The sequence below is a fragment of the Streptomyces sp. NPDC044033 genome, assembly GCF_056434425.1.
The window spans coordinates 478,520-502,270 of the sequence record NZ_JBWKFF010000001.1; the positions used below are offsets into that span (position 1 = coordinate 478,520).

The 23,751-nt window shown below is 70.8% G+C and carries 22 protein-coding genes and 1 pseudogene; 11 read left to right on the forward strand and 12 right to left on the reverse strand.

The genetic code is table 11. From position 1 onward, the window contains the following. Positions 1-128 precede the first annotated feature (128 nt). Complete coding sequence (locus tag AC07AB_RS02050) at positions 129-1,346, reverse strand: alpha/beta hydrolase family protein (protein WP_478558526.1); 1,218 nt, start codon at positions 1,344-1,346, stop codon at positions 129-131. Positions 1,347-1,447: 101 nt separating this feature from the next. Between AC07AB_RS02050 and AC07AB_RS02055 the strand changes: the two genes are divergently transcribed. Beyond that, on the forward strand, positions 1,448-2,038 hold the full coding sequence (locus AC07AB_RS02055) for a TetR/AcrR family transcriptional regulator (protein WP_478558529.1): 591 nt from the start codon (positions 1,448-1,450) through the stop codon (positions 2,036-2,038). A 139-nt stretch (positions 2,039-2,177) separates the two neighbouring features. On the opposite strand, the gene thiC is transcribed toward AC07AB_RS02055, so the two are convergent. Then, a complete protein-coding gene (gene thiC / locus AC07AB_RS02060; protein ID WP_478558532.1) occupies positions 2,178-3,995 on the reverse strand; it encodes a phosphomethylpyrimidine synthase ThiC in 1,818 nt (605 codons plus the stop codon). Positions 3,996-4,184: 189 nt separating this feature from the next. Between thiC and AC07AB_RS02065 the strand changes: the two genes are divergently transcribed. The 3 genes from AC07AB_RS02065 (at position 4,185) to AC07AB_RS02075 (ending at position 7,618) form a co-directional block, all read left to right on the forward strand. Then, positions 4,185-5,654 carry a YibE/F family protein gene (locus AC07AB_RS02065; protein ID WP_478558535.1) on the forward strand — a complete coding sequence of 490 codons (1,470 nt, stop codon included), beginning with the start codon at positions 4,185-4,187 and terminating at the stop codon, positions 5,652-5,654. A gap of 60 nt (positions 5,655-5,714) precedes the next feature. Continuing rightward, positions 5,715-5,930: a hypothetical protein gene (locus AC07AB_RS02070; RefSeq protein WP_478558537.1), complete on the forward strand. Its 216-nt coding sequence runs from the start codon at positions 5,715-5,717 to the stop codon at positions 5,928-5,930. Between the two features lie 113 nt (positions 5,931-6,043). Further along, entirely contained in the window at positions 6,044-7,618 is a 1,575-nt protein-coding gene (locus AC07AB_RS02075; protein ID WP_478558540.1) for an SPFH domain-containing protein, read from the forward strand. Here the strand turns inward: AC07AB_RS02075 and AC07AB_RS02080 are convergent. The 4 genes from AC07AB_RS02080 to AC07AB_RS02095 form a co-directional block, all read right to left on the reverse strand. Further along, the gene (locus AC07AB_RS02080; RefSeq protein WP_478558543.1) at positions 7,615-8,061 is read right to left on the reverse strand and encodes an SsgA family sporulation/cell division regulator; all 447 of its coding nucleotides are present in this window, start codon (positions 8,059-8,061) and stop codon (positions 7,615-7,617) included. The genes AC07AB_RS02075 and AC07AB_RS02080 overlap by 4 nt on opposite strands. A 103-nt stretch (positions 8,062-8,164) precedes the next feature. Next, positions 8,165-8,890 (reverse strand): IclR family transcriptional regulator, encoded by a 726-nt coding sequence (locus tag AC07AB_RS02085; RefSeq protein WP_478558546.1) that lies wholly within the window; start codon positions 8,888-8,890, stop codon positions 8,165-8,167. A 400-nt stretch (positions 8,891-9,290) separates the two neighbouring features. Beyond that, entirely contained in the window at positions 9,291-9,509 is a 219-nt protein-coding gene (locus AC07AB_RS02090; protein WP_478558549.1) for a DUF5326 family protein, read from the reverse strand. A 166-nt stretch (positions 9,510-9,675) separates the two neighbouring features. Next, the gene (locus AC07AB_RS02095) at positions 9,676-9,993 is read right to left on the reverse strand and encodes a cupin domain-containing protein (RefSeq protein WP_478558552.1); all 318 of its coding nucleotides are present in this window, start codon (positions 9,991-9,993) and stop codon (positions 9,676-9,678) included. Between the two features lie 62 nt (positions 9,994-10,055). Between AC07AB_RS02095 and AC07AB_RS02100 the strand changes: the two genes are divergently transcribed. The 4 genes from AC07AB_RS02100 to AC07AB_RS02115 all read left to right on the forward strand — a co-directional run bounded on the left by AC07AB_RS02100 (position 10,056) and on the right by AC07AB_RS02115 (position 13,620). Then, on the forward strand, positions 10,056-10,436 hold the full coding sequence (locus AC07AB_RS02100) for a phage holin family protein (RefSeq protein WP_478558555.1): 381 nt from the start codon (positions 10,056-10,058) through the stop codon (positions 10,434-10,436). Between the two features lie 235 nt (positions 10,437-10,671). After that, positions 10,672-11,841, forward strand: a complete 1,170-nt coding sequence (locus AC07AB_RS02105; RefSeq protein WP_478558558.1) for a cystathionine gamma-lyase — start codon at positions 10,672-10,674, stop codon at positions 11,839-11,841. A gap of 198 nt (positions 11,842-12,039) precedes the next feature. Then, complete coding sequence (locus AC07AB_RS02110; RefSeq protein WP_478558561.1) at positions 12,040-12,936, forward strand: LysR family transcriptional regulator; 897 nt, start codon at positions 12,040-12,042, stop codon at positions 12,934-12,936. A 159-nt stretch (positions 12,937-13,095) separates the two neighbouring features. Further along, positions 13,096-13,620, forward strand: coding sequence for an NUDIX domain-containing protein (locus AC07AB_RS02115; RefSeq protein WP_478558564.1), 525 nt, complete (start codon positions 13,096-13,098; stop codon positions 13,618-13,620). Between the two features lie 44 nt (positions 13,621-13,664). Here the strand turns inward: AC07AB_RS02115 and AC07AB_RS02120 are convergent, their stop codons facing one another. The 3 genes from AC07AB_RS02120 to AC07AB_RS02130 all read right to left on the reverse strand — a co-directional run bounded on the left by AC07AB_RS02120 (position 13,665) and on the right by AC07AB_RS02130 (position 17,495). Then, positions 13,665-14,498, reverse strand: coding sequence for a pyridoxamine 5'-phosphate oxidase family protein (locus tag AC07AB_RS02120; protein ID WP_478559695.1), 834 nt, complete (start codon positions 14,496-14,498; stop codon positions 13,665-13,667). Positions 14,499-14,584: 86 nt separating this feature from the next. Beyond that, complete coding sequence (locus AC07AB_RS02125) at positions 14,585-16,396, reverse strand: globin domain-containing protein (RefSeq protein WP_478558567.1); 1,812 nt, start codon at positions 16,394-16,396, stop codon at positions 14,585-14,587. Positions 16,397-16,862: 466 nt separating this feature from the next. Continuing rightward, on the reverse strand, positions 16,863-17,495 hold the full coding sequence (locus AC07AB_RS02130) for an HAD family hydrolase (RefSeq protein ID WP_478558569.1): 633 nt from the start codon (positions 17,493-17,495) through the stop codon (positions 16,863-16,865). A gap of 230 nt (positions 17,496-17,725) precedes the next feature. Here AC07AB_RS02130 and AC07AB_RS02135 point away from each other — a divergent pair. Next, positions 17,726-18,347, forward strand: a pseudogene (locus AC07AB_RS02135) (hypothetical protein); the annotation flags it as partial. Positions 18,348-18,486: 139 nt separating this feature from the next. On the opposite strand, the gene AC07AB_RS02140 reads toward AC07AB_RS02135, so the two are convergent. After that, positions 18,487-19,752 (reverse strand): MFS transporter, encoded by a 1,266-nt coding sequence (locus tag AC07AB_RS02140; RefSeq protein WP_478558572.1) that lies wholly within the window; start codon positions 19,750-19,752, stop codon positions 18,487-18,489. Positions 19,753-20,093: 341 nt separating this feature from the next. On the opposite strand from AC07AB_RS02140, the gene AC07AB_RS02145 reads away from it, so the two are divergent. Further along, a complete protein-coding gene (locus AC07AB_RS02145; RefSeq protein ID WP_478559698.1) occupies positions 20,094-20,567 on the forward strand; it encodes a MarR family winged helix-turn-helix transcriptional regulator in 474 nt (157 codons plus the stop codon). 56 nt (positions 20,568-20,623) lie between these two features. Then, a complete protein-coding gene (locus AC07AB_RS02150) occupies positions 20,624-21,076 on the forward strand; it encodes an N-acetyltransferase family protein (protein WP_478558575.1) in 453 nt (150 codons plus the stop codon). A 94-nt stretch (positions 21,077-21,170) separates the two neighbouring features. On the opposite strand, the gene AC07AB_RS02155 is transcribed toward AC07AB_RS02150, so the two are convergent. Beyond that, positions 21,171-21,974: a TetR/AcrR family transcriptional regulator gene (locus AC07AB_RS02155; protein ID WP_478558578.1), complete on the reverse strand. Its 804-nt coding sequence runs from the start codon at positions 21,972-21,974 to the stop codon at positions 21,171-21,173. Between the two features lie 541 nt (positions 21,975-22,515). Next, positions 22,516-23,640, reverse strand: a complete 1,125-nt coding sequence (locus AC07AB_RS02160; RefSeq protein ID WP_478558581.1) for a pyridoxal-phosphate-dependent aminotransferase family protein — start codon at positions 23,638-23,640, stop codon at positions 22,516-22,518. Between the last annotated feature and the right edge of the window lie 111 nt (positions 23,641-23,751).

A 23,751-nucleotide genomic window follows, 5' to 3' on the forward strand; every position in this document is an offset into this window, starting at 1 on the left:
GGGCACAAACACCGCACAGGGATACCCCCCCCCCCCCCCCCCACAACCCCCCCCCCCCCCCCCCCCCCCCCCCCCCCCCCCCCCCCCCCGCCGCATGTGCGCCGGTACGTACGTACCGTCGGCACGCGTCAGCCGCGGCGCCCCATGGTGTCGTCGAGCCAGTCGTAGACCTGGGCGTAGGCGAGCCGCTGGCCGCCGGCCTGGCAGTGGGCGTCGGCGCCCAGTTCGGTGGTGAACTCAAGGAGCGTCTTCGGGCAGGTCAGGTGCTCGAAGAGCAGTTCCGGCTGGCCCTCGAAGAACACGTCGGTGGCTCCGGAGCAGACCAGGGTCGGGCAGACGATCTTCTCGGCGACGCCGACCAGGCTGTAGTCGAGGAAGGTGGCGACGAATGCGCGCGGGGTCTCGGCGCCCATGACGTACATGCCCTGTTCCGTGGCCCACCGGAACTTGGGGCTGGCGGCCATCGCCCCCTCCAGGACGGCATCGAGTTCGGGGTCCTGGTCGGCGCGCAGCCGCCGCTCGACCTCGGCACGCTCGCCGGGGAGGCCGTCGACCACGAAGGCGGCCATGTCATAGATCCCGTCGAAGGCGACGACGGCGGCGATGCGGTGGTCGAAGGCCGCGGCGCGCGGCGCGAGCAGCCCGCCCATGCTGTTGCCGAACAGGGCGATCCGGTCCGGGTCCACTTCGGGGCGGGTCAGGGCGTAATCGATGACGGGGCCGACGACCGACTCCCAGTCCGGGCGGAACACCATGCCGTGGTGGTGGCGCGTGCCCGGCTGGCCCGGCCCGTCGAAGGTCAGGACGTTGTAACCGCGTTCGACGGCCGCGGCGGCGCCGCCGAAGTGCATCTCCTCGGCCGTTCCGTCGAATCCGTTGAACATGAGCATGGTCGGCCGGACGGCGCCCGAGTCGTCGGCCCGGTAGAAGTAGCCGGGCAGCACGGTGCCCTCGTACGGGATCTCGACCAGCTCGATGGCCGGGGTGGACAGCGCGGCGGCCTCGCGGAAGCAGACGACCGAGGCGTCGTAGGCGCGCAGGATGCGGGGGTCGTCGGCGTTGCCGTGCAGGAAGAACTCGGCGCTGCGGTAGTAGTTCGAGGCCCGCAGGAAGGCGTCCCGGGCGCTGACGCGGTGCCCGCCGGCCTGTGCCGTACGCGCGACGTCCGCCACGCGCTCGCCCATGGCGAACCACTCGTCGTGCCAGCTGTCGTAGTCGCCGGGGGTGATGCGCTCGGCGACGACCGCCGCCTCCCCGAAGTCGGCGCCTCCGTAGGCGATGTGCCCGAAGACGCGCAGCGTCTCGAACCAGAACTGGGTGTTCTCCGGGAAGAAGACGGGCTTCATGGCCCCTCCTAAAAGTTGCTCTCGACTGCGTTAACCCAGACGTTAGAGCCATGAGGGACACAAACGCAAGCCTCGACTGCGTTAAAGGTTAGGATGGAGCCATGAAGGAAGAACAAGAGCGGGCCCGCCGCCCCGGCGGACGCAGCGCCCGCGTCCGCACGGCGGTGCACCAGGCCGTCCTGGCCCTGGTCGCCGAACGCGGATACGGCGGCTTCACCGTCGGCGAAGTCGCGGCCCGCGCGGGCGTGGCCGACACGAGCGTCTACCGCCGCTGGGGCAACCTCGAAGCCCTGACCACGGACGTGGCGATCTCCTGGCTGACCACCCAGTCACCGATTCCCGACACGGGCAGCCTCAGGGAAGACCTGCGCAGCTACGCGGCCCACGTGGAGCGCGACATCACCGGACCCGACGGACTGGCGGTGCTGCGCCTGTCCGTATCCCTCTCCGCGGCGGGCCAGGACGGCGAACGGGCGCGCGACGACTTCCTCGTCGAGCGATGGCGCCAACTGGACACCATGCTCGACCGCGCCCGCGCCCGGGGCGAAAACCCGCCGGAAGCCATGGAAGTGGTCGACCACATCCTGGCCCCGATGTACGTCCGCGTCCTCCTCGGAGTCACCCCGCTCAGCCCCGACTACGCCGATGACCTGGTCGACCACCTGCTGCTCCGTACGGCCGAGGGGCAGTGACCCGCCGCCGCGCGGCCGGGCCGTATCCAGCGCGCCACAGGCGTCCTCGGCGCGCGGGCGTGTGAAGCCGAAAGGCCCGAAGTCGCAAGAGGGAGTTGCGGCTTCGGGCCCGGCTCGTACCGGAGGGGTATCCGGCGTGTCAGTCCGCGATCGGCAGATACACGCGGTTGCCCGCGGCCGCGAACTCCCTGGACTTCTCCGCCATCCCGGCCTCGGCCTCGGCCTCGGCACCGGCACCGATCGCCAGGTCACCGCCGTGTTCGCGGCGGATGTCCTGGGAGATCTTCATCGAGCAGAACTTCGGCCCGCACATGGAGCAGAAGTGCGCGGTCTTCGCCGGTTCCGCCGGGAGGGTCTGGTCGTGGAACTCCCGTGCCGTGTCCGGGTCGAGGGCCAGGTTGAACTGGTCCTCCCAGCGGAACTCGAACCGGGCGTCGGAGAGCGCGTCGTCCCACTCCTGGGCGCCAGGGTGCCCCTTGGCCAGGTCAGCGGCGTGGGCGGCGATCTTGTAGGTGATCACGCCGGTCTTCACGTCGTCCCGGTCCGGGAGGCCGAGGTGCTCCTTGGGGGTGACGTAGCAGAGCATCGCCGTGCCCCACCAGGCGATCATCGCCGCGCCGATGCCCGAGGTGATGTGGTCGTAGGCGGGGGCGACGTCCGTGGTCAGCGGGCCGAGCGTGTAGAACGGGGCCTCCTCGCAGATCTCCTGCTGGAGGTCGATGTTCTCCTTGATCTTGTGCATCGGGACATGGCCCGGGCCCTCGATCATGGTCTGTACGCCGTGCCGCTTGGCGATGGAGTTCAGCTCGCCGAGCGTACGCAACTCCGCGAACTGCGCCTCGTCGTTGGCGTCCGCGATGGAGCCGGGGCGCAGCCCGTCCCCGAGGGAGTACGTGACGTCGTACGAGGCGAGGAGGGAGCAGAGCTCCTCGAAGTTCTCGTACAGGAACGACTCCTTGTGGTGCGCCAGGCACCACGCGGCCATGATCGAGCCGCCGCGCGAGACGATGCCGGTCTTGCGGCGCGCGGTCAGCGGCACGTACCGCAGCAGCACGCCCGCGTGGACCGTCATGTAGTCCACGCCCTGCTCGGCCTGCTCGATGACCGTGTCCTTGTAGATCTCCCAGGTCAGCTCCTCGGCCTTGCCGTCGACCTTCTCCAGCGCCTGGTAGAGCGGCACGGTGCCGATCGGCACGGGGGAGTTGCGCAGCACCCACTCGCGCGTGGTGTGGATGTTGCGGCCGGTGGAGAGGTCCATGACCGTGTCGGCGCCCCAGCGGGTCGCCCAGGTCATCTTCTCCACCTCCTCCTCGATGGAGGAGGTGACGGCGGAGTTGCCGATGTTGGCGTTGACCTTCACCAGGAACTTCTTGCCGATGATCATCGGCTCGATCTCCGGGTGGTTCACGTTGGCCGGCAGTACGGCCCGGCCCGCCGCGATCTCCTCCCGTACGGTCTCGGGGGCGACGTTCTCCCGGATCGCGACGTACTCCATCTCCGCCGTGATCTCGCCGCGCCTGGCGTACGCGAGCTGGGACACGGCCCGCCCATCGTGGCCCCGGCGGGGCTGGCGCGGGCGGCCCGGGAAGACCGCGTCGAGGTTCTTGAGGCCACCGCGCGGGGTGGTGTGCTTGAGGCCGTCGTCCTCCGGGCGCAGCGCGCGCCCGGCGTACTCCTCGGTGTCGCCGCGGCCGATGATCCAGTTCTCCCGGAGCGGCGCGAGGCCGCGCCGGACGTCCGTCTCGACGGCCGGGTCGGTGTACGGGCCGGACGTGTCGTACAGCCGCACGTCCCGGCCGTTGGTGAGGTGCACCCGGCGCACCGGGACCCGCAGGTCCGGGCGTGATCCGGTCACGTGGTCCTTGTGCCAGCCGAGCTCCGCGGAGCCCTCGGCGACACCGCCGGCTTCCGCGGTGCCACTGGTTTCAGGCGTGCGTGCATCCTGCTGCGAGGTCATCAGACCCAACTCCCTACGCCGGCATTACCCGGTAACAGGTTCGGCGGTCGACGCAGCGGCTTCCGTACGTCCCGTACGGAGATCAGCGCCCTCTCAGCCCGGTGCTCCGAGCTCCCGCGATTGCAAAGGTGTCACTACGCTAACGGTTGGCTGCCCCCGGCGGCCAGGGGGCCTTGCGATGATCGGGCGGTGACACGCACCGAGCCCGATCCCCCCGCGCCTGCGCGGGAACCCGCGCACCCACAGGCCCAGGGGCACTCGCCTGCCCAGGAGCGCCCGCCTGCCCAGGGCCGTCCGCAAGCCCACGATCCCTCGCACAGTCACGGGCACTCGCACAGCCATGGACCGGCCGCGCCCGTCTCCCGGCACCTGCGCAGAGTCATCGCGGCGGTGCTCATCCCGTTCGCCGTCGCCGTGGTGGCCGGGCTCGTGGTCCTGTGGCCCGGCGGCGCTCCGCCGCATCAGCACAGCGGCCTGGGGTTCGACCAGCAGACGGAATCGGGCCGGGTGGTGAAGGTCGAGGAGGTGAACTGCGCGGACGTGGGGGCGCAGTCGCAGGCGCCGGGGCCCGGCAGCGGGGGGCCGGGCGGCGGAAGCGGGCAGCCGCCCCCGAGCGGCACCGGCTCCGGGCCCGGGCTCGGGCTCGGGCCCGGCTCCGCCCAGAAGTGCGAGAAGGCCACGCTGGAAGTCACCTCCGGCGACGACAAGGGCCGGCCCTTCACCGAGATCGTGCAACCGAACGCCTCACGCCACTACTCGGTGGGGCAGAAAGTCGTCCTCGCGTACGCGCCGAAGGCCCCGAAGAACCTCCAGTACTCCGTCACCGACGTGGACCGCACGCTGCCGATGGCACTGCTCGGAGCCGTCTTCGCGATCGCCGTCGTGCTCGTCGGGCGGCTGCGCGGGCTCTTCGCGCTCATCGCGCTGGCGATCAGTTTCGGCGTGCTGACGCTGTTCATCCTGCCCGCGGCCCTGCAAGGGTCGAACCCGCTGCTGGTCGCGGTGGTCGGGGGCAGCGCGATCATGCTGATCGCGCTCTACATGTGCCACGGGCTGACGGCCCGTACATCCGTGGCGGTCATCGGCACCCTGCTGTCCCTGATGGTCATCGGCCTGCTCGGCTCGGTGTTCATCGACTGGGCGCGGCTGACGGGCGACACCGACGACCAGACGGGGCTGGTGCACGGCCTCTATCCGCACATCGAGATCCGCGGTCTGCTGCTGGCCGGGGTCATCATCGGTTCGCTGGGCGTGCTGGACGATGTGACGGTGACGCAGACGTCCGCGGTGTGGGAGCTGAAGGAGGCCGATCCGCGGGCGAGTTGGCGCAAACTGTACGGGGCGGGGATGCGCATCGGGCGGGACCACATCGCGTCCGTGGTCAACACGCTGGTGCTGGCGTACGCGGGTGCTTCGCTGCCGTTGCTGCTGCTGTTCTCGATCGCGGACAGCGGGGTGGGCACGGTGGCGACCAGCGAGATCGTCTCGGAGGAGATCGTACGGACCCTGGTGGGCTCCATCGGGCTGGTGGCCTCGGTTCCGGTGACAACGGCGCTGGCAGCGCTCGTTGTCAGTGCCGACCGGCACAATACGGGTACCGGGTCGAGGACCGGGAGGAGGACCGCGGCGAGGGGCGGCAGGCGGCGTCGCGCCAAGTGACCGGAGTGGTCACGAGCAGCAAGCGGGCTGGGGGGGCGGCCGCGGTTGCCGTACCGAGCGATGGGGGAGCTGCCGGTGATCGGTGAGCGGGGCAGGGTGACGGGGACGGTCGGGCCGGGGCTGGTCGGCGAGGTGATGGTGCGGGTGCGCGGGGGCTCCGAGGCGTTCCTCGCGTACGCGGTGGAGCCGGGCGAGCGGCTGGAGCGGGGCACGGTGGTGCTGGTCGTGGAGTATCAACCGCCGCGCACGGTCTATGTCATGGCCGCCTATGGCTGATGTATCAAATGCGCACCAAGGATGCGTCCGAGGCTTCACCGGGGTCCTGGGCGGGAGCAGACTTTTTTGATCGCGGGTCCCTTCAGGGACTCCGGCAAAGGGGGCGTGAGCGCATGCTGATCGGCGTCGTGGCGGGGATTGTCGTCGTCGCAGTCATCATCCTGATCGGTCTCTTCAAACTCATGTGGCGAGTCGCCGAGCCGAACGAGGCACTCGTCATCTCCGGCTCCAAACACCGTACGGAGGGCCTGGAAGAAGGCATGGGCTTCCGGATCGTCACCGGGCGCGGGACGCTGGTGACGCCCGGGGTCCAGGTGGTGCGGAAGCTGTCGCTCGACCTCAACGAGGCTGAACTGAACGTGGATTGCGTGACCCAGCAGGGCATTCCGCTGCGGGTGCACGGCGTGGTGATCTTCAAGGTGGGCGACGACTTCGTGTCGATCGCGAACGCGGCGCGCCGCTTTCTGGACCAGCAGAAGTTCATGGGCGAGCGCGTGCACAACGTCTTCGCCGGCCATCTCCGCTCGATCGTGGGCGGGTTGACGGTCGAGAACATGATCCGGGACCGGGAGCGGCTGACGGGCGAGACGCGGGCCGCTTCGGGCACCGAGATGGAGAAGCTCGGTCTGATCATCGACTCGTTGCAGATCCACGAGATCCAGGACCCGACGGGCTACATCAAGAACCTCTCCGCGCCCCACGCGGCCGCCGTGCACCGGGACGCGCGAATCGCCCAGGCCGAGGCGGACCGGCTGGCCACCGAGGCCGAGCAGCAGGCGTCGGCCCGGATGGCGCAGGCGACCCGCGACAGCGAGATCCTCCAGGCCGGTTATCAGGCCGAGCGGGACAGCGCGGCGGCCAAGGCCCGGCAGGCGGGCCCGCTGGCGGAGGCCGCCGCGCAGCAGGAGGTCGTGGTCCAGGAGACGCGGGTGGCGGAGCTGGAGGCGCAGCGGCGCGAGCAGATGCTCCAGGCGGATGTGCGCAAGCCGGCGGATGCCTCCGCGTACGAGAAGCGGACGCTGGCCGAGGCGGAGCGGGACGCCCGTATCTCGGGGGCGGAGGCGAAGGCCCGGGAGACGGAGCTGGCGGCGGTCGCCGAGGCGAACCGGGTCAAGACGGCGGCGGTGGCGGAGGCCGAGGCGACGAAGGCGCGCGGCACCGCCACGGCGGCGGCCACCCGGGCGACCGGTGAGGCCGAGGCCGCGGCGGCGCAGGCCAAGGGGTTGGCGGCGGCCGAGTCGGCGCGGGCGCGGGGCCTGGCCGAGGCGGAAGCGATCAAGGCGCGGGCGGCCGCACTCGCGGAGAACCAGGAGGCGGTCGTCGCGCAGCAACTCGCCGAGAAGTGGCCCGAGATCGTCCGGGCGGGCGCCGGGGCGTTCGGGAGCGTCGATCACATGGTGCTGCTCAACGGGGCGGACGGGATGTCCGACATGTTCGCGAAGGCGCTCACCATGGGCGGTACGGGCCTGGGGCTGGCCCGCCAGTTGCTCGCGTCGATGGGCTCGGCACAGGGGGGTGCCGAGGGCGCGAACGGCGCTGAGAACGGCGCTGCGAGCGGCCGTGCCGCTGCCGCGGACGGCTCGGCGGCCCGCTCGGGGGGCGGGGAGTCGGCGGCCGCGCCTGACGGCGCGTCCCCGCGTACCGAGCGTGTGCCGATCCGGGAGGAGGGCGGGGCTACAGGCCGCTAACCGGCGTTCTGCCCCTCGGTGTTGCCGGCGAGGATGCGGTCGAGCGCCGTGGTGAGGTCGCATTCGAGGTCGGCGACCGATCGCTCCTCGCCGAGCGGGGCGATGCGGTCGGTGCGGTCGAGGAAGGCCACCAGCGGGGCGGCGCCGGCCCGGAACAGGGCCCGTTCACCGCCGACTTGCAGCCGGATGAAGACATCGGAGAGGTGTTCGGAGGAGGTCGGTGCGATGTGCACGTCGCCCTCGCCGGAGGGCTGGCTCAGCCCGTCGAGCAGCAGCTCTCTGGCGAAGGCCCACGTGACGGGCGCATCGCCGGGGAGATGGAAGGTGAACGTGATCGCGTACGGGTCGTTGCTGTCGTACATGAGTTCCACCGGGATACGGAAAGCAAGCTCCTCGGAGACGAGAAAGGTCATGGTCACTTCTGCCTGAACCGTGTCGCGCATAGCCCTATGCCCCGCGTTCGTCGGATTTGGCCGGGATTGAATCCTCATGGCCCTATTGACGCCATCGTCTGACAACGACTAACGGATCACAAGGAGTGATTTTTCAGATACTGATAGAGAACGAGAGTGAGCTTACGAGCTCACCGACTCTGGAGCGTAACGACTCGACCACAGGACGGAGTTGTTCCACCCGATTCGCGGGAAGGGAGACCGCCATGGTCGCGACGGCGGTCCCCGCGACTATGGGGAAGGCCGCGCAGACCGTCCCGAGCGCGTACTCCTGCCGTTCGAAGACCGGTTGGTTGCGGTGTCTGCGCTCCAGCCGGCACACCAGATCGGCCCGGTCACACGCGGAGTACGGGGTGAGGGGCCGTATGGGGTGGCGGGCGAGGTAGTCGTCGCGCTCCTCCTCGCCGAGCTGGGCGAGGAGGCACTGGCCCAGGGCGTGGGCGTGCGCGGTCTCGCGGAAATCCGCCCACTCCTGTACGGCCGGGAACTCGGGGCCGTCGACGACGGCGAGGACGTCGACCTCCCCCTCGCGGTACGCCGCGAAGTACAGAGGAACGCCCATTTCTTCGCCGATCCCGCCCAGCGTGTCGGCGATTCCCGCGCGCCGTTCCTCACGGCCGTCCACTCCGCCGAGACTCATCGCAGCGTCGCCGTAGCGGAAGACCCCGTTCTCGCGGCGCAGATATCCCTCATGGGTCAGCGTGCGGAGCAGATGGTAGGCGGTGGGCAGCGGCAGGCCCGCCTCACGGGCGAGCTGCTTGGCAGGCGCACCGTCCCGGTGCGCGCCCACGGCCTCCAGCAGTCGCAGCGCACGCTGCACCGATCCGATCAGAGTCGGCTGAGGGGAAGCCCCGATATTCGCAGTCGCCAACGCTCACCCCCAGGCGTGCCGACGGGCATCATGCCCGCCTGCGGGGGCCGCCCCCGCCACTACTGAGCCGCCCAGGGGCCGTAAATTCACGAGCGATGCCGGCGCCGCGGCCGGACCGTGGGTCGACCGGCCCGCCCGAGCCACCGCCACAAGGAAGGCGTCAGCGATTCGCACTCTAACCGGAGTAACGCCTTCAGGTTGATGTTTGACGGGGGGTGTCCCTCTGCCGGGCTACCCCGGAGGGCGGCGGGGCAGGCCGCCTCGGAGCGCCCGGCGGGCAGCGGGGCAGGCCGCCTCGGAGCGCCCGGCGGGCAGCGGGGCAGGCCGCCTCGGAGCGCCCGGCGGGCGTCTACCAGTCGCTGTGCGACGAGGACGAAGAGGTGAACTTCCGCACGACGTAGATGAGTCCGCCGACGAGCGCCACGAGCAGCAGGGCCTTGAAGAGCAGGCTGACGACGAAGCCGAGCACGCTCATGATCAGGCTGCCGAACACCAGCACAACGAGGAGCGGCACCGCGATCCACTTCACCCAGCCCGGCAGACCCCCGAATATCCCCTTCTCAGCCATTTCGTCCCCTGCTTTCCATTCGCATCGGTCGTATCGATCGCGTCGGTCACGTTCTCGGTGGGTCTCCCCTTGCACCTTCGATGCTAGGCGGCGGGGCCCGCCGGCGGGGGCCCAGCAGCCCCCGTACTCCCCTGACCGAACCCCTACGGGAAGGCAGGAGCGCAGGTCAGCTCTCAGGCGGAGAGAAGACCACCATGACCCTCAGGTCCTCAGCGATGTGGTGGAACTTGTGCGTCACCCCGGCCGGCACATAGACCACGCTGCCCCGCGCGACCTGCGTCGTCTCGCTGCCCACAGTGATCGACGCCCGCCCGCTCATCACCAGGTACACCTCATCCTGGTCGTGCGGACTCTGCGGGTCGGCCTCGCCCGCGCCCAGCGCGTAGAGCCCCACCGACATGTTCCGCTCGCGAAGAAACTGCAGATACGCGCCGTCGTTGGCGGCCCGCTCCGCCTCCAGCTCATCCAGCCGGAATGCCTTCATGCTTGTCCACCCCTTGCTGTGCCGACCCTTCCCGGGCCGATCCCGTCTGCAACGATCTCACCATGAAGAATTTCGTAGTCAAGACGATCGCCAACGCGGCCGCACTGGCAGTCGCCATCTGGCTGCTCAAAGGCATCACCCTGTCCGGCGAGAACACCACGCGCAAGGCGTTCACGCTCGTCCTCGTGGCGCTGCTCTTCGGCGTGGTGAACTTCGTCGTCAAACCGATCGTGAAGGTGTTGTCGTTCCCGCTGTTCATCCTCACGCTGGGTCTGATCACCTTGGTGATCAATGCCCTGATGCTGCTGCTCACCTCCTGGCTGGCAGCCAAGTTCGACCTGTCCTTCCACGTCGACGGGTTCTGGTCGGCCCTGCTCGGCGGGGTGATCATCTCGATCGTGGCCTGGGCGATGCACATGATCCTTCCGGACGACAAGGACTGAGCGCGGTACCCGCACGACGGCCGGAGTCGATGGGACACCGGGGTGTCCCATCGACTCCGCGCCCCCGGCGGACCCCACTTCACACGTCGCGGACGTCCCTGAAGCGGGCATTCCTGAAGCGGGCGTCTTCGAACCAGACGTCTTCTCACCGGACGTTCCTGAAGCGGACCTCTTCGAAGCGACCTTTCTGACAAGCGGACTTCCCCGACGCGGACTTCTCTGAGAAGGAGAGCGCATGACAGGCGACGGCACTCGGGCCGTACGAGCGGGACTGCCCGAGCCGACGGCGAACGAACCGACCCTGCCCGGCCCGGTCTTCGCCGCCCACTACCACCTGCCCGGCGACGGCGGCGGCCCGTACACCTACGGCCGCGACACCAACCCCACCTGGACCCTGCTGGAGCGGGCGATCGCGGAGCTGGAGTCGCCCGGCGCCGACGCGCCGCCCGCCGAGACCGTCGTCTTCGCCTCCGGCATGGGCGCCATTTCGTCCGTACTGATGTCCCAACTGCGCCCCGGCGACGCGGTCGTGCTCCCCGACGACGGCTATAACCTCCTCATTCCCACCCGCGAACGGCTGGAGGGGATCGGCGTCGAGGTCCGTACGACCCCCACCCGCGACGACGGCCAGCTCGCCCAGCTCGACGGGGCCGCGCTGCTGTGGATCGAAACGCCCTCCAACCCCGGCCTCGACGTGTGCGACATCCGCCGTCTCGCCGACGCAGCGCACGCGCGGGGCGCGCTCGTCGCCGTCGACAACACCCTCGCCACCCCGCTCGGCCAGCGCCCCCTCGACCTCGGCGCGGACTTCTCGGTCGCCAGCGCGACCAAGGCGCTCACCGGCCACGGCGACGTCCTGCTCGGCTGCGTCACCACCCGCGACCCGCGCCTCGCGGCCGAGGTGCGCGCCTGGCGCAAGACCATCGGTGCGATCCCCGGGCCCATGGAAACCTGGCTCGCCCACCGTTCGCTGGCCACCCTCCAGCTGCGCGTCGACCGCCAGGCCCAGGGCGCGCTAGCGCTCGCCGAGGCGCTGCTGACCAGGGACGACATCAGCGGGCTGCGCCACCCCGGGCTGCCCTCGGACCCCGCGCACGAGACCGCGAGGGGGCAGATGCGCGAGGGGCGGTTCGGGTGCGTGGTCTCCTTCGCACTGCCCGACAAGGCCCACGCGGACCGTTTTCTGGCCGCCCTGCGGCTGGTCGACGACGCGACGAGCTTCGGCAGCGTACGGTCCAGCGCCGAACGGCGCGCGCGGTGGGGCGGGGACGCGGTGCCGGAGGGGTTCATCCGCTTCTCCGTCGGCGTGGAGGACCCCGCCGACCTGGTCGCGGACGTGCTGCGGGCCCTGGACGAAGCCGCCGGCCGGCCGGCGGCGGCGCCCGGGGTCGCGGCGGCCGACTAGCAGGTCCTACGCATGGCAGACGGCTCAAGCCTCCCCCCTCGTGGCTTGAGCCGCCCCGGTTCAACGCGTGTTGAACCGCGCGCACAAGGCTAGTTGACTCTGCGTCAGTGTCCAATCACGCTAGCACCACAGTCCTATCGACTTATTTATAGTTCCGCTGCGCCCGGACGGCAGACGGCACCGATCCGAGGGGAACGGATGGATTTAGCCCTGTTACGCACCTTCGTCACCGTGCACCGGGCCGGGTCCTTCACCCGCGCCGCCGCCCTCCTCGGCCTCTCGCAGCCCGCCGTGACCGGCCAGATCCGCACCCTGGAGCGGCAGCTCGGCCGCCCCCTGTTCCTCCGCAAGGCACGCGGCGTCTCCCCCACCACCTCCGGCGATGAGCTCGCCCACAAGGTCGCCCCCCACCTCGACGCCCTGCTGAAGATCACCGAGGCCGGGCTCGACGAACAGTCGCCCGCGCGCACCCTGCACCTGGCCGGCCCGCCCGAGTTCACCGCCCTGCGCGCGCTGCCCGCCCTCACCCCGCTCGTCAACCGGGGCCTCGCCGTGCGCGCCGCCCACGGCACCACCGACGAACTCCTCACCGGCCTCGCCGCCGGCCACCACGACCTCGTCATCACCACCGCCCGCCCGCGCGGCCGGCTGCTGGCCCCCACCCCCCTGTGCGACGAGGAACACGTGCTGGTCGCCGCGCCCCGCTGGGCCGCCCGGCTCGGCGGCCCCGCCGTCCTGCGCTCCAAGGGCGCGCCGCTCCTGGAGCACCTCCCCGTCGTGGAGGTGCACGAGTCCCTGCCCCTGGTCGCCCGCTACTGGTCCGCCGTCTTCGACGCCGAGCCCACCGCCTCCGGCGCCGTCATCGCCCCCGACCTGCGCTCCGTCCTGGCCTGCGTCGCCGCCGGGGCCGGGATCGGCGTACTGCCCCGCTATCTGGCCGCCGAGGCCCTCGACAGGGGCGAGGTCGTCGCCCTCCTCGACCCGCCGGTGCCACCGCTGCGCACCTACTACCTGGTCGTACGCGCCGGGGCGCTCGGCCTACCCCACCTCGCGCGGGCGCACGAGTGGCTGCTGCGCGCCGCCGACGGCTGGTGACGGCGGCCGGCGCCGTTCAGCAGCGGCAGCAGCCGTAGGGGGGCGGCGACCGTATGGGGGGCAGCGGCCGTCGACCGGAGGGAGCCGCCGTCCGGAGGCGGCTGCTGTTCCCTGGTGACGATGGGTTTCGAGGGCCGCCCCGCGCGGCATCTGTCACCTATGACCGAACGTCCAGTGGTCAAGCGCACCGCCCGTGCCATCCTGCTCGACAGCGCCGCCGCAGCCGGTGCCGAGAGCGGTACGGACGCCGCCCCCGAAATGATCCTCATCAAGCGCACGAAACCCGGCGAGGATCCGTACTGGATCACGCCGGGCGGCGGAATGGAGCCCGAGGACGACACCGTCGTCGACGCCCTCCACCGGGAGGTCGACGAGGAGCTCGGCGCGAAGGTGACCGACGTGGTGCCGGCCTTTGTCGACACCGTCACGCACCCGGACGGCACCGGCACCGATCCCGCGGGGGTGAAGGTGCAGCACTTCTTCGTCTGCCGGCTCGCGTCGATGGACCTCTCCCAGCGGCACGGACCGGAGGTCGACGAGCCCTGCGGGACGTACGAAGTGGTGCGCATCCCCTTCACCCGGGCCGGCATCGCCTCGGTGGAGGTGGTGCCCCCGTCGCTGCGCACCTACCTCGACGCGAACATCGAGGGCGTACGGGCGCTCCTCGCGGCGGATCTGAGCTGACGCGGGGCGGCCGGCCGACGCCGCGACCGTGACCCCCGCGGCCCCTATCCGAACCAGCCGCTGAACGGCTCGCGTTGCTCCTGCTGCGACTCCAGTGGCCGCCACCGGCGGGCCTGCTCCAGCGCGCGCTCGGCCCGCCGCTGCCACTCCCGGGCCTCCGTGCTCCCCCGCGTCTCACGCTCATAAGCCGCCCGGTCGGCCGCCTGAGCCGCCGCGCCGAAGAAGTCCCCGCCCTTGCGCCGCGAGTCGTCCGTACCCCAATCGCCCTCGCTCCGCTCGCCATTGGCGCGCTCACTCCTGCGCGGACCCGGACCGCTATGACTGTGGTTGCCACTGCGCGGATCGCCATTGAGCCGCTCGCCATTGAGCCGCCCGGCTTCGGTTGGCTGCCGGCCGACCTTCACCAGGTGCGGTATGTGCTTACGGCAGTGGATGTACGCCTCCTCGACCACGACTTCCACCCACAGCTGGGCGCGGCGGCCCGGAACAGGGTCCACGGGCAGACCGGGGTGGCTGAAGCGCAGCTCGGCATCGGAAACGGCACGGGCCCTGCCATTGATGTGCAGCCCTATCCGGTCATGCGTGAAGTCGACCATGAGAATGCCGAGATGGGGGTTCTCGGAAAGATTGCCGAGGCTGGCGTGGACTCCGTTGCCCCGGTATTCGGGGTAGATCAGCGTGCGCTCGTCCAGGACCCGCAGAAAGCCCGGCGGACCCGCTCGGAAACTGTTGTCGCATTCACCGCGCCGATCGGCGGTGGCCAGGAAGAACATCTCCTGGCGGGCCACGAAATCCCGCATGCGCGCATTGAGATGGTCCAGCACCTGATCGCCGTAGAACTTCTCGGCCCGCTCCACCGTTCCCATGCGCCGTTGCATCTCGTGTTCGCCATCGCTGCCCGGCAAGGGCGCTTTTGTCGCCGGGCGGGCAGCCACCTGCTCGGGTCCGACTCCGGACAAAGAACTCAACCCCCTGCCGCCACAAGCTCTTCGAGGGAGTCGTGCCGTATTCGATGGGACGGAATACCGATGCCCTTCAGTGTGTCCACCCCGCTGCGGATCATGCCGGGCGGGCCGGAGAGGTAAGCGTCGTAGGAGTTCCACGGCCCGTACTCCCGGACGACGTCCGGGAGCGGGCCCGCGATACCGCTGGTGGGGCCGTCGGAGATCACCGGGCGGACGGAGAGCCAGGGATGCGTCCGCTGGAGCCGCAGCATGGTGTCGATGTCATACAGGTCGTCGTCGCGGCGGGCGCCGTAGAAGACGTCCACCGGACGGCGCCGGCCGTGCTCCGCGACGTCCTCGACGAGGGCCTTGATCGGGGCTATCCCGGTGCCGCCGCCCAGGCACAGCAACCCGTTGTCAGTGCTGTGGTCCACAGTCATGGAACCGGCGGGGGGACCGAGCCGGATGACATCGCCGGGGCGGGCGCGGTGCACCAGGGCGTTGGAGACCCAGCCGGCCGGCACGGCTTTGACGTGGAAGGAGAGCAGGCCGTCCGTGCGGGGCGCGGACGAAAAGGAGTAGTGCCGCCAGATGCGCGGCCACCAGGGGGTTTCCAGGCTCGTGTACTGGCCGGCGAGGAAGGCGTAGGGCTGGTCGGGCCGTACGGTCACGACGGCGATGTCGGGCGTCCGCCGTTCGTGGGAGACGACCTCGGCCTGCCACCAGGCGGGGGCGTGCCGCTCGTTCTCGGCCGCCGCGTCGATCATGATCTGCGAGATCGCGGTGTACGCGCGCACCCACGCGGCCTCGGCGGCCTCGCTCCAGGTGTCGGGCGCGTACCGGGTGAGCGCGGCGAGCAGGCACTCGCCGACGGCGGGGTAGTGCTCGGGCAGGGTGCCGTACTTCCGGTGTCCACGGCCGAGATGGGAGAGGTACTCGGTGAGGATGTCCGGGTCGTCGACGAGCTTGGCGGAGGTGAGCAGCGCCCTGAAGAGCCGGTCGCGCTGGGCGTCCATGGACGCGGGGAAGAGGGCCCGCAGGTCGGGGTGCTGGACGAAGAGAAGCGCGTAGAAGTACGAGGTGACCTTGTCCGCGATGGGCTCGATCTCGGTCAGCGTGCGCCGGATGAGCACCGCGTCGGGCGAGGCGGAAACGGCGTCCGCCGACTCGAAGGCCGAGGGGGTGGGGATCGTCGCGGGTCCGGGGGCCGGAGCGGGTCCGGGGGCTGGAGCTGGAGCGGGGGGCGGAGCTGGAGCGGGCGGCGCGGCGGCCGGGGCGGCCTTGGGACGAGGGCCCTGGGCGGGAACACGCTCGGCGGTGCGCTGATGCTCATCCGGCGCGGGGGACGGCCCGGGGGGCGGCGCGGAGGCCCACGACGGCGCACGTTTGGGGACGGGCTCGAAAGCCGACGCGTGTACGGGCGCGGGCTCGGGCCTGGGGGCGGGCGCGGGAGCAGGCGAGGCAGCGGGTGCGGGCGCGGGGCCATGAGCGGGCGGTGCGGCGGAGGCACCGGGGCCATGAGCAGGCTGCGGGGCGGAGGCGCCGGGGCCATGAGCAGGCTGCGGGGCGGAGGCGCTGGGGCCATGAGCAGGGGGCGGGGTGGAGGCGCCGGGGCCGCCGCGCTCGTTGCCCCGGCCGACCGGCCGTATCGGGCTGACCGGACGGCTCGGTATCCGTTCCGCGTCCCGCTCGCCGTCATCCCCTTGGGCGGTCGGCTGCGGCGGGTGGGAAGCCTTCTTGCTCGGGCTGAACCAGCCCCACTCACCACCGCCGTTGCCGTCCTCGCCGCCGGAACTGCCTCCTTCGGCCGACATGGTGGTCGGAGCGTCCATAGTTGCCTCGCCTCGAACATCTTTCAGTCGGTCTTCGCACTTCCGAAACCGGAAGGTGCCCGCAATTCCCCGTTCTGGATCTGCTTTCGATCTGCTTCCGGCCTGGCTCTGTTCCTCTTCTGGATCTGCTTCCGGACCTGCTTCCGGAGCAGAATTCCTAACGCCGCCCGGCCAGCTTCACAGTTCGCCACAGAACGGACAACACCCGAAGTCATGTGACATTAAACGCAGTTCTCCTCCACGCAGCATGCCACCTTCCTTCGCGCCGCCGGACAATCATCGGGAAGTCCGGGTAACGGCAACCGTGTTCCTCTATGGTGAGACCATCCGTCGCGGTCCACGACACGTCGACGATTGTGCGTCACGGCCCAACCGGGGTCGACCATACCGGGCGTCGTTGAATGCACAACCCTTCGACCGGAGACCTCGGCGACTTCTTGTCGCGTTCCACAGGCGACTCAGTCAATTACCGTGGGTCACCGACCAATTCGTATGCCTCCCGAAGATCACGCCCGGTATAGGCATGCGTGGCGGTATCCCGCACATGATGATCCGCGTTCACCGCGACCGACACCGGCAATGCGGCGAACAACGCCACGTCCGACATCGAGTCCCCGTACGCTACGCAGTCCGCCCGGGTCAGACCGAACTTCTCACAAAGTTCATCCGCAATCCTCACCTTCGCCGCCACATTGAGGATGCCCGCAGGGTCCACCGGCTCCCGGAACGGCACCGCCGGCCAGCGCGAGCCGTGCGCCTCGTCCACCCCCCACTCCAGCAGCCGCTCCACGAAGAACGCAGGCGAGAGCGAGATCACCGCGCACCGCTCGCCGCGCGCCCGGATATCAGCCCATACCTCCCGGATCCCGGCCAGCCACGGCGCGTTCGCGAAGGCCGCCGCGACCTGTTCCTCGCGCAGCTCGCCCCACAGCTCACAGGCCCTGGCCGCGAACTCCGGCGGCGCCATGCCGCCGGCCAGGAACGCCCCCTCCAGCTCGGCGATCTCCCGCTCCACCCCGAGCTGCCGCGATATCTCGATCGCGGCAGCCGTGCCGTACAGCAGCGTGCCGTCCATGTCGAACAGGTGCAGTCTGGTCATGGAACCGAGCCTAAATCTCGTACGGACGCGGGAACCAGGCGTACCGGAGCCCCCTCCAGCCCCACGCCTACACCCAACCCACGCCCAGACCACGCCCACATCGACCGCCCCCCCACCAGCCGCGCACGCGCCCCTGCCGGCTGAGCGCCCGCCCGTACTCGGCAACGAGTACGCCGGGATACTCCCGCTGTCAGATGTCGCGGAGAGGGCGAAGCGCCACCGTTGTCGTCATGAAGCCGCTGAACCGCCCGGCCCGCCGGGCCACGCTCTTCGTCCATGTCGCGGTGTCCGTCGGATGGCTCGGACTCACGCTCGGCCTGCTGACCCTCGGCATCGCGGGCGCGCTCACCCGGTCCCCGACGACGGCCGCGGCCGCCTACCGCGCCATGAAGCTCTTCGGGGACTGGCTGATCATTCCCAGGCGCGCTCACCCGGTCCCCGACGACGGCCGCGGCCGCCTACCGCGCCATGAAGCTCTTCGGGGACTGGCTGATCATTCCCATCAGCCTGCTGTCCCTGGTCAGCGGGTTGGTTCTGTCCCTCGGCACATCCTGGGGGATCGCCCGGCACCGCTGGGTCTACACCAAGTTCTGGCTGACCCTCGGCGCGACGGCAGGGAGCATCTTCGCCCTGCGGGCCACGATCGACGAGGCCGCCTCCGCCGTGGCCACGGGCCCCGACGCCGGGGCGGCCGCCCCCAGCCTCGTCGCCGCCCCGAGCGTCGCCCTGACCTTGTACGTCTTCATGACAGCGATCTCCGTGCTCAAGCCCTGGGGCCTCACGGCAAGGGGCCGCCGGGCCCGCGCGGCAGCTCGTACGGCCCGTACGGTCCCTACGGCCCGTACTGCTCGTACGGATCACGCGGCCCGTAAAACTCCGGAATCCCACACACCTCCCGCATCCCACACCGCTCATACGACGCAAACGGCCGCGCCCCTCAAGTCCGCCGGCTCATGAACGGACGAGGGGCGCGGCGGGCGCGCGAGCGGCTTCAGCTGTCGACGCCTACAGAGCAGCGATCGGCGGTCTTGGAGCGGTTGTCGTCTCCTTCGGACCGGCGCTCTGCCGCCACAGCCGCACCGACCGCCACGACCCGCTCCGCACTCACGCCCGTACCCCGCCGCTCCAACATGGCGGAGACGAGGGTCAGGGCGACCGCGGCGGCCGCCATCAGCGCACCGATCCAGGTGGGCGCGGTATAGCCGAACCCGGCCGAGATGACCACGCCGCCGAGCCAGGCCCCGATGGCGTTGCCAAGGTTGAACGCACCGATGTTGACGGCGGAGGCCAGGGTGGGGGCGTCGGCCGTCTGATCGAGTACGCGCTTCTGCAACGGCGGCACGGTCGCGAAGCCGAAGGCCCCGATCAAGGGGATGGCGATGGCGGCCGTGAGCTTGTTGTGCGCGGCGAGCGGCATCAGGGCCAGCACGACGGCGAGGGCGCTCAGCGACACGTACAGGGTGGGCATGAGAGCCCGGTCCGCGAACCGCCCGGCGATGAGGGTGCTGGCGACCATGCCGAGGCCGAAGAGGACGAGCAGCCAGATGACGGAGCCCGGGGCGAAGCCCGTGACCTCGGTCATCATGGGCGTGAGGTACGTGCTGAGGGTGAAGAGGCCGCCGCAGCCGAGGACCGTCGTGGCCATCGCGAGCAGGACCTGCGGGTTGCGGAAGGCGGCGGCCTCGCCGCTGATCCGGCCGCCTTCGGGCCGCGGCTGAACGGGCACGAGCGCGGAGATGCCGAGCAGGCCCAGCACCCCGAGCCCGGCGATGATGAAGAAGGTCACGCGCCAGCCCGCGTGCTGGCCGATCAGCGTGCCCAGCGGAACGCCGACCACGTTGGCGACGGTCAGCCCGGTGAACATCATCGCGATGGCGCTTGCCTTCTTGTGCGGCGCGACCAGACCGGCGGCGACGATCGAGCCGATGCCGAAGAACGCGCCGTGCGCGAGCGAGGCGACGATCCGGCCGGCGAGCATCACGGAGAAGACGGGGGCGACGGCGGAGAGCGCGTTGCCCGCGACGAACAGCCCCATCAGGACCATCAGCATGCGCTTCCGGGGGACCCGGCTGCCGATGACGGCGAGCAGCGGGGCGCCGACCACGACGCCGAGCGCGTAGCCGGTGGCGAGGAAGCCGGCGGTGGGGATGGAGACACCGAAGTCCGCGGCGACGTCGGGAAGCAGGCCCGTGATCACGAACTCGGTGGTGCCGATCCCGAACGCTCCGATGGCCAGCGCCAGGAGTGCGAGAGGCATGACAGGCCCCTTCCAGGGAGATTGCATACGAGTTTTACAAGCGGCGACAATAATTGCAGACGCTGGCTATATGCAAACGCGGGCTACTGCGATGCTGGGCTATCCTGGCTGCACGGGCCGCGAAGCCGGTGGAGTTTCGGCTGAGCCCGTGGCTGATGGATCCGGTGGCTCATGGATCCGGTGGCTGGCTGGGCTGGCGGCTGACTGAGCCGGTGGAGCTGGTGAGGCCGTTGAGCCGGTGAAGCTGGTTGAGGCCGTTGAGCTGAAGAAGCCCGTGGAGCCAGGACCACCGATAGAGCCGGAAGGAAGCGCCCGCCATGTCGCAGCAGGTCGTGCCGACCATGCCGGCCCCGACGGAAGGGGCCCGCGCCCCCATCGCGCCGGGCCTCGCCCAGAGCTGGTGCGCCCTCTCCGCCCTGCACGGCCGGATCGAGGCGCACATCGAGCGGGCGCTCCAGGCCGGACACGAGCTGAGCGTCCGCGAGTACGCCGTGCTGAGCGTGCTGGGCAACCAGCACGACAGCGAGATCGGCCATCTGCGTATGAACCAGGTCGCCGAGTCCGTCGTCCTCAGCCAGAGCGCGACCACCCGCCTCGTCAACCGGATGGAGGACCGCGGCCTGCTGGCCCGCCACCTCTGCCTCACCGACCGCCGCGGCATCTACACCGACGTCACCGACGCCGGCCGTACGCTCCTCGACGCGGCCCGGCCGACGCACGACGCCGCGCTGAACGAATCACTCCAAGAGGCGGCGAACCACCCCGAACTGGCCCCGCTTGTCAGCGCCATCCGGTCCCTCGCACCCGCTTCCTGACCGGCGCCGACCGGTCACTTGATCATTTCGCGGGCCGCCCGCGTAAGGTCCGGGCCATGAGTGACATCGAGATCCGGCGCGCGACCGCCGACGACATCCCGGCCATCGTGGCTCTGCTCGCCGACGACGAACTCGGCGCGCTGCGCGAAACCCCCGACGACCTCACTCCCTACCGCACCGCTTTCGCCCGGCTGGCCGACGATCCCAACCAGTACGTGGCCGTGGCGGTCCGCGAGGGCCAGATCATCGGCACCCTCCAACTCACCATCATTCCGGGCCTGTCGAGGCAGGGCGCGACGCGCTCGATCATCGAGAGCGTGCGCATACACGCGGACGCGCGCGGCAGCGGCCTCGGCACGGAGCTCATCGAGTGGGCCATCGCCACCTCGCGCACCGAGGGCTGTGGGCTGGTGCAGCTCACGTCGGACGCGGTGCGCGTGGACGCGCACCGGTTCTACGAACGGCTCGGCTTCGAGGCATCACACCTCGGTTTCAAGTACCAGCTCTAGGCGCGGGCCCCCGGCCGGGGGCCTTCGTCCACCTGATCCGGCCGGGTCGAGCCGGGTGGGCCGCCACGGCCGCCGCTCCCGCCGCCCTCTTCGGTCAGCCGTTACGGCCAGATGGCCGGCCCGACTCCGGCGCGTACCGGTCCGCCCCGCGCGCCCGCTCGCGGTGGGCCTTCTGTCGGCACGCGCCGCCGCAGTACCGGGCAGGCCGGCCCGTACGAGCGGCGGTCACGGTCGCGCCGCACACCGCACAGCAGGTTTCGTTACGAACATTGCGGCCATCATGGTCTTTCCGAACTTTCTTCTCGGCGACCGGGAGTTTCGTTACGTGCCGTCCAGGCCGCAGGCTGTCGCATAGCAGCGCGACCCCCCGCCCCGGCACGCCGCCCGCACCATTCCGTCGCTCCATCGACAGACACGCCAGCAACAGCGCCCGCACATCGGCGAGATCCACGTCGCACCGCACGTCGCCCGCTTTCTGAGCCCGCGTCAGGAGTATGTCCAGGGCCTGCGTGAACTCCCGCACCAGTCCGAAGGACGCCCCGAACCGCTCCTGCCCACCCGCCTCCAGCGCGTCGCACAGCGCTCTGTTCCGCGCGGTCAGCCGCACCACCGACGCCAGGAAGCGGAAGAAGACCGGGCCGGGGTCGGGCACGTCGGCCAACTCCCGTGCCGTATCGACGAACAGCCGTATCCGGTCCACGACGGCCGCCTCGAACAGCGCTTCCTTTGAGGGGAAATGGCGGTAGACCGTGCCAGCGCCGACCCCCGCGCGCCGTGCGATCTCCCCGAGCGGTACGTCCATCCCCCGCTCCGCGAACGCCGATCGGGCCGCCGTCAGCACGAGCGCCCTGTTACGCCGCGCGTCCGCGCGGGAGGGCACGGCGACGGGGTCCGTCATCTGTCGGGCTCCTGAAAACGTGGACGGCAACCGGGGCGATGGTCCCGCGAGGCAAGCGGGTGGAACGTTCCGATTGTAGCCAGGGCCCTAAAGCATGATCGATAAGCGCGCGAACGCCGAAACGGGCGGGATAAGCAGCCGCGGAAAACGTGTGCTGAGGCAGAAGCGGAAACGGTCGATCAAACGGCCCGCTCAGCAGGGACTGACGTGGACGCTCGGAAACCGCCGCCCACGTTCAACGATCCGCCTCCTCAGCGGGTCGCGCATCTTCAGATCACGAACTGGAGTTCGACTGATCAGCCGAACAAGGGGCGTACGGCTGATCAAGAACAGCGACCCCACCGCGCCTGCTCGCCCGTACGCCCGTACTCCCCCGCGTACTCCCGATCGCCCCTCTACAAGCCCTCCGAAAGCGCCCGTACGCCCCTTGCCCCGCCCTTGCCCCGCCCTCTGCCGCCGTGATCCGGCCGGCTCCCTTGAGGCCCCGTGAGGCGAAGCGGCGCGGTGGTGGGGGCCTCGTACCCGCCCCCACCGCCTGCTGTCAGACCGCGACCGCGGCCCAAGCCGCCGACGCCGCCTCCGCCGCGGCGTCGCCCGACGCGTCCGCTCCCAGCGCGCGCAGCCCCTCGGCCAGCGCCGCCAGCGAGGCGAGCACGACGGAGCGGTCGGCGGCCAGGCCGTAGTGGTTGACGCGGATCATCTCCTTGGCCAGCTCACCCGCGGCCGCCTGCACCGGTACGGCCGCGTCGGCCGCCGAGGCCGCCGCGACCAGCTCGCGGGCGTCCACCCCCTCGGGGGCCCGCAGCGTGGTGGCCACCGGAGCGGCGTCCTGGTCACGGATGACGTACGGCGTAAGGGCGCCCAGTGCCCGTACGCCCGCGCGGGTGGCGGCGGCCGCGGCGCGGTGCCGGGCGATGACGGCGTCCAGGCCGGCCGTCTCGACGCGGTCCGCGGCCTGTTCCAGGGCGAGCATCTCCAACTGGGCCGGCGCGTGCGGGAGCACGGCGCGGCCGCCGTCGATCCAGCGCTCCTTCCAGTCCAGGAGCGAGAGGTACGAGCGGCGCGGGGCCTGCGGGTTGGCGGCGATGCGCGCCCAGGCCCGGTCGCTGACGGAGACGGCGGAGACCCCGGCGGGCCCCGCCATCGCCTTCTGGCCGCCGATCACACACAGGTCCACGCCCCAGTCGTCGGTCAGCAGCGGTTCGGCGGCGACCGAGGCGACGGCGTCGAGCATCAGCAGCGCGCCGTGCTGGCGCACCACCGCCCCGATGTCGGCGACGGGGTTGGTGTTGCCGGTGGCGGCCTCGGCATGCACCAGGCTCACGAAGTCGATCTCGGGGTGGTCGCGCAGCGCGTCGGCCACCTGCTCCGGGGCCACGGCGCCGCTGAACGGCGCGGTGACGGTGACCACCTCCGCCCCGCAGGAACGCAGCCAGCCGCCGAAGGTCTCGCCGTACGGGCCGGTGATGATGTTGAGCGCGGTGGAGCCGGGGCGCACGGCCGAGCGGATGCACGCCTCCAGCGGCAGCAGCGCCTCGCCCTGCATGGCGACGACGTCGGCGCGCGTGCGCAGCAGCGAGGCGATCTTGTCCTCGACGCGCGCGAAGTGACCGGCGGTGAGGGGCGGCAGGTCGAGCAGGGCCGGGACGGGGTTCGCAGCAGTCACGGGGGCCTTCCAGGGTGATACGCCGCGCTCGGCGGCCCGATATCTCGCCCCCGAGCGTACGTCCGCCGCCCGCCGCACACGGAGGGGCCGGACGGCCTGGAGCGTTACGAG

Excerpts from the sequence above, each read along its gene's own strand:
- AC07AB_RS02050 (WP_478558526.1), bottom strand. The coding sequence starts at position 1,346 with ATGAAGCCCGTCTTCTTCCCGGAGAACACCCAGTTCTGGTTCGAGACG.
- AC07AB_RS02055 (WP_478558529.1), top strand. The coding sequence starts at position 1,448 with ATGAAGGAAGAACAAGAGCGGGCCCGCCGCCCCGGCGGACGCAGCGCC.
- thiC (WP_478558532.1), bottom strand. The coding sequence starts at position 3,995 with ATGACCTCGCAGCAGGATGCACGCACGCCTGAAACCAGTGGCACCGCG.
- AC07AB_RS02070 (WP_478558537.1), top strand. The coding sequence starts at position 5,715 with ATGGGGGAGCTGCCGGTGATCGGTGAGCGGGGCAGGGTGACGGGGACG.
- AC07AB_RS02075 (WP_478558540.1), top strand. The coding sequence starts at position 6,044 with ATGCTGATCGGCGTCGTGGCGGGGATTGTCGTCGTCGCAGTCATCATC.
- AC07AB_RS02080 (WP_478558543.1), bottom strand. The coding sequence starts at position 8,061 with ATGCGCGACACGGTTCAGGCAGAAGTGACCATGACCTTTCTCGTCTCC.
- AC07AB_RS02090 (WP_478558549.1), bottom strand. The coding sequence starts at position 9,509 with ATGGCTGAGAAGGGGATATTCGGGGGTCTGCCGGGCTGGGTGAAGTGG.
- AC07AB_RS02095 (WP_478558552.1), bottom strand. The coding sequence starts at position 9,993 with ATGAAGGCATTCCGGCTGGATGAGCTGGAGGCGGAGCGGGCCGCCAAC.
- AC07AB_RS02100 (WP_478558555.1), top strand. The coding sequence starts at position 10,056 with ATGAAGAATTTCGTAGTCAAGACGATCGCCAACGCGGCCGCACTGGCA.
- AC07AB_RS02105 (WP_478558558.1), top strand. The coding sequence starts at position 10,672 with ATGACAGGCGACGGCACTCGGGCCGTACGAGCGGGACTGCCCGAGCCG.
- AC07AB_RS02110 (WP_478558561.1), top strand. The coding sequence starts at position 12,040 with ATGGATTTAGCCCTGTTACGCACCTTCGTCACCGTGCACCGGGCCGGG.
- AC07AB_RS02115 (WP_478558564.1), top strand. The coding sequence starts at position 13,096 with ATGACCGAACGTCCAGTGGTCAAGCGCACCGCCCGTGCCATCCTGCTC.
- AC07AB_RS02120 (WP_478559695.1), bottom strand. The coding sequence starts at position 14,498 with ATGCAACGGCGCATGGGAACGGTGGAGCGGGCCGAGAAGTTCTACGGC.
- AC07AB_RS02125 (WP_478558567.1), bottom strand. The coding sequence starts at position 16,396 with ATGGACGCTCCGACCACCATGTCGGCCGAAGGAGGCAGTTCCGGCGGC.
- AC07AB_RS02130 (WP_478558569.1), bottom strand. The coding sequence starts at position 17,495 with ATGACCAGACTGCACCTGTTCGACATGGACGGCACGCTGCTGTACGGC.
- AC07AB_RS02140 (WP_478558572.1), bottom strand. The coding sequence starts at position 19,752 with ATGCCTCTCGCACTCCTGGCGCTGGCCATCGGAGCGTTCGGGATCGGC.
- AC07AB_RS02145 (WP_478559698.1), top strand. The coding sequence starts at position 20,094 with ATGCCGGCCCCGACGGAAGGGGCCCGCGCCCCCATCGCGCCGGGCCTC.
- AC07AB_RS02150 (WP_478558575.1), top strand. The coding sequence starts at position 20,624 with ATGAGTGACATCGAGATCCGGCGCGCGACCGCCGACGACATCCCGGCC.
- AC07AB_RS02155 (WP_478558578.1), bottom strand. The coding sequence starts at position 21,974 with ATGACGGACCCCGTCGCCGTGCCCTCCCGCGCGGACGCGCGGCGTAAC.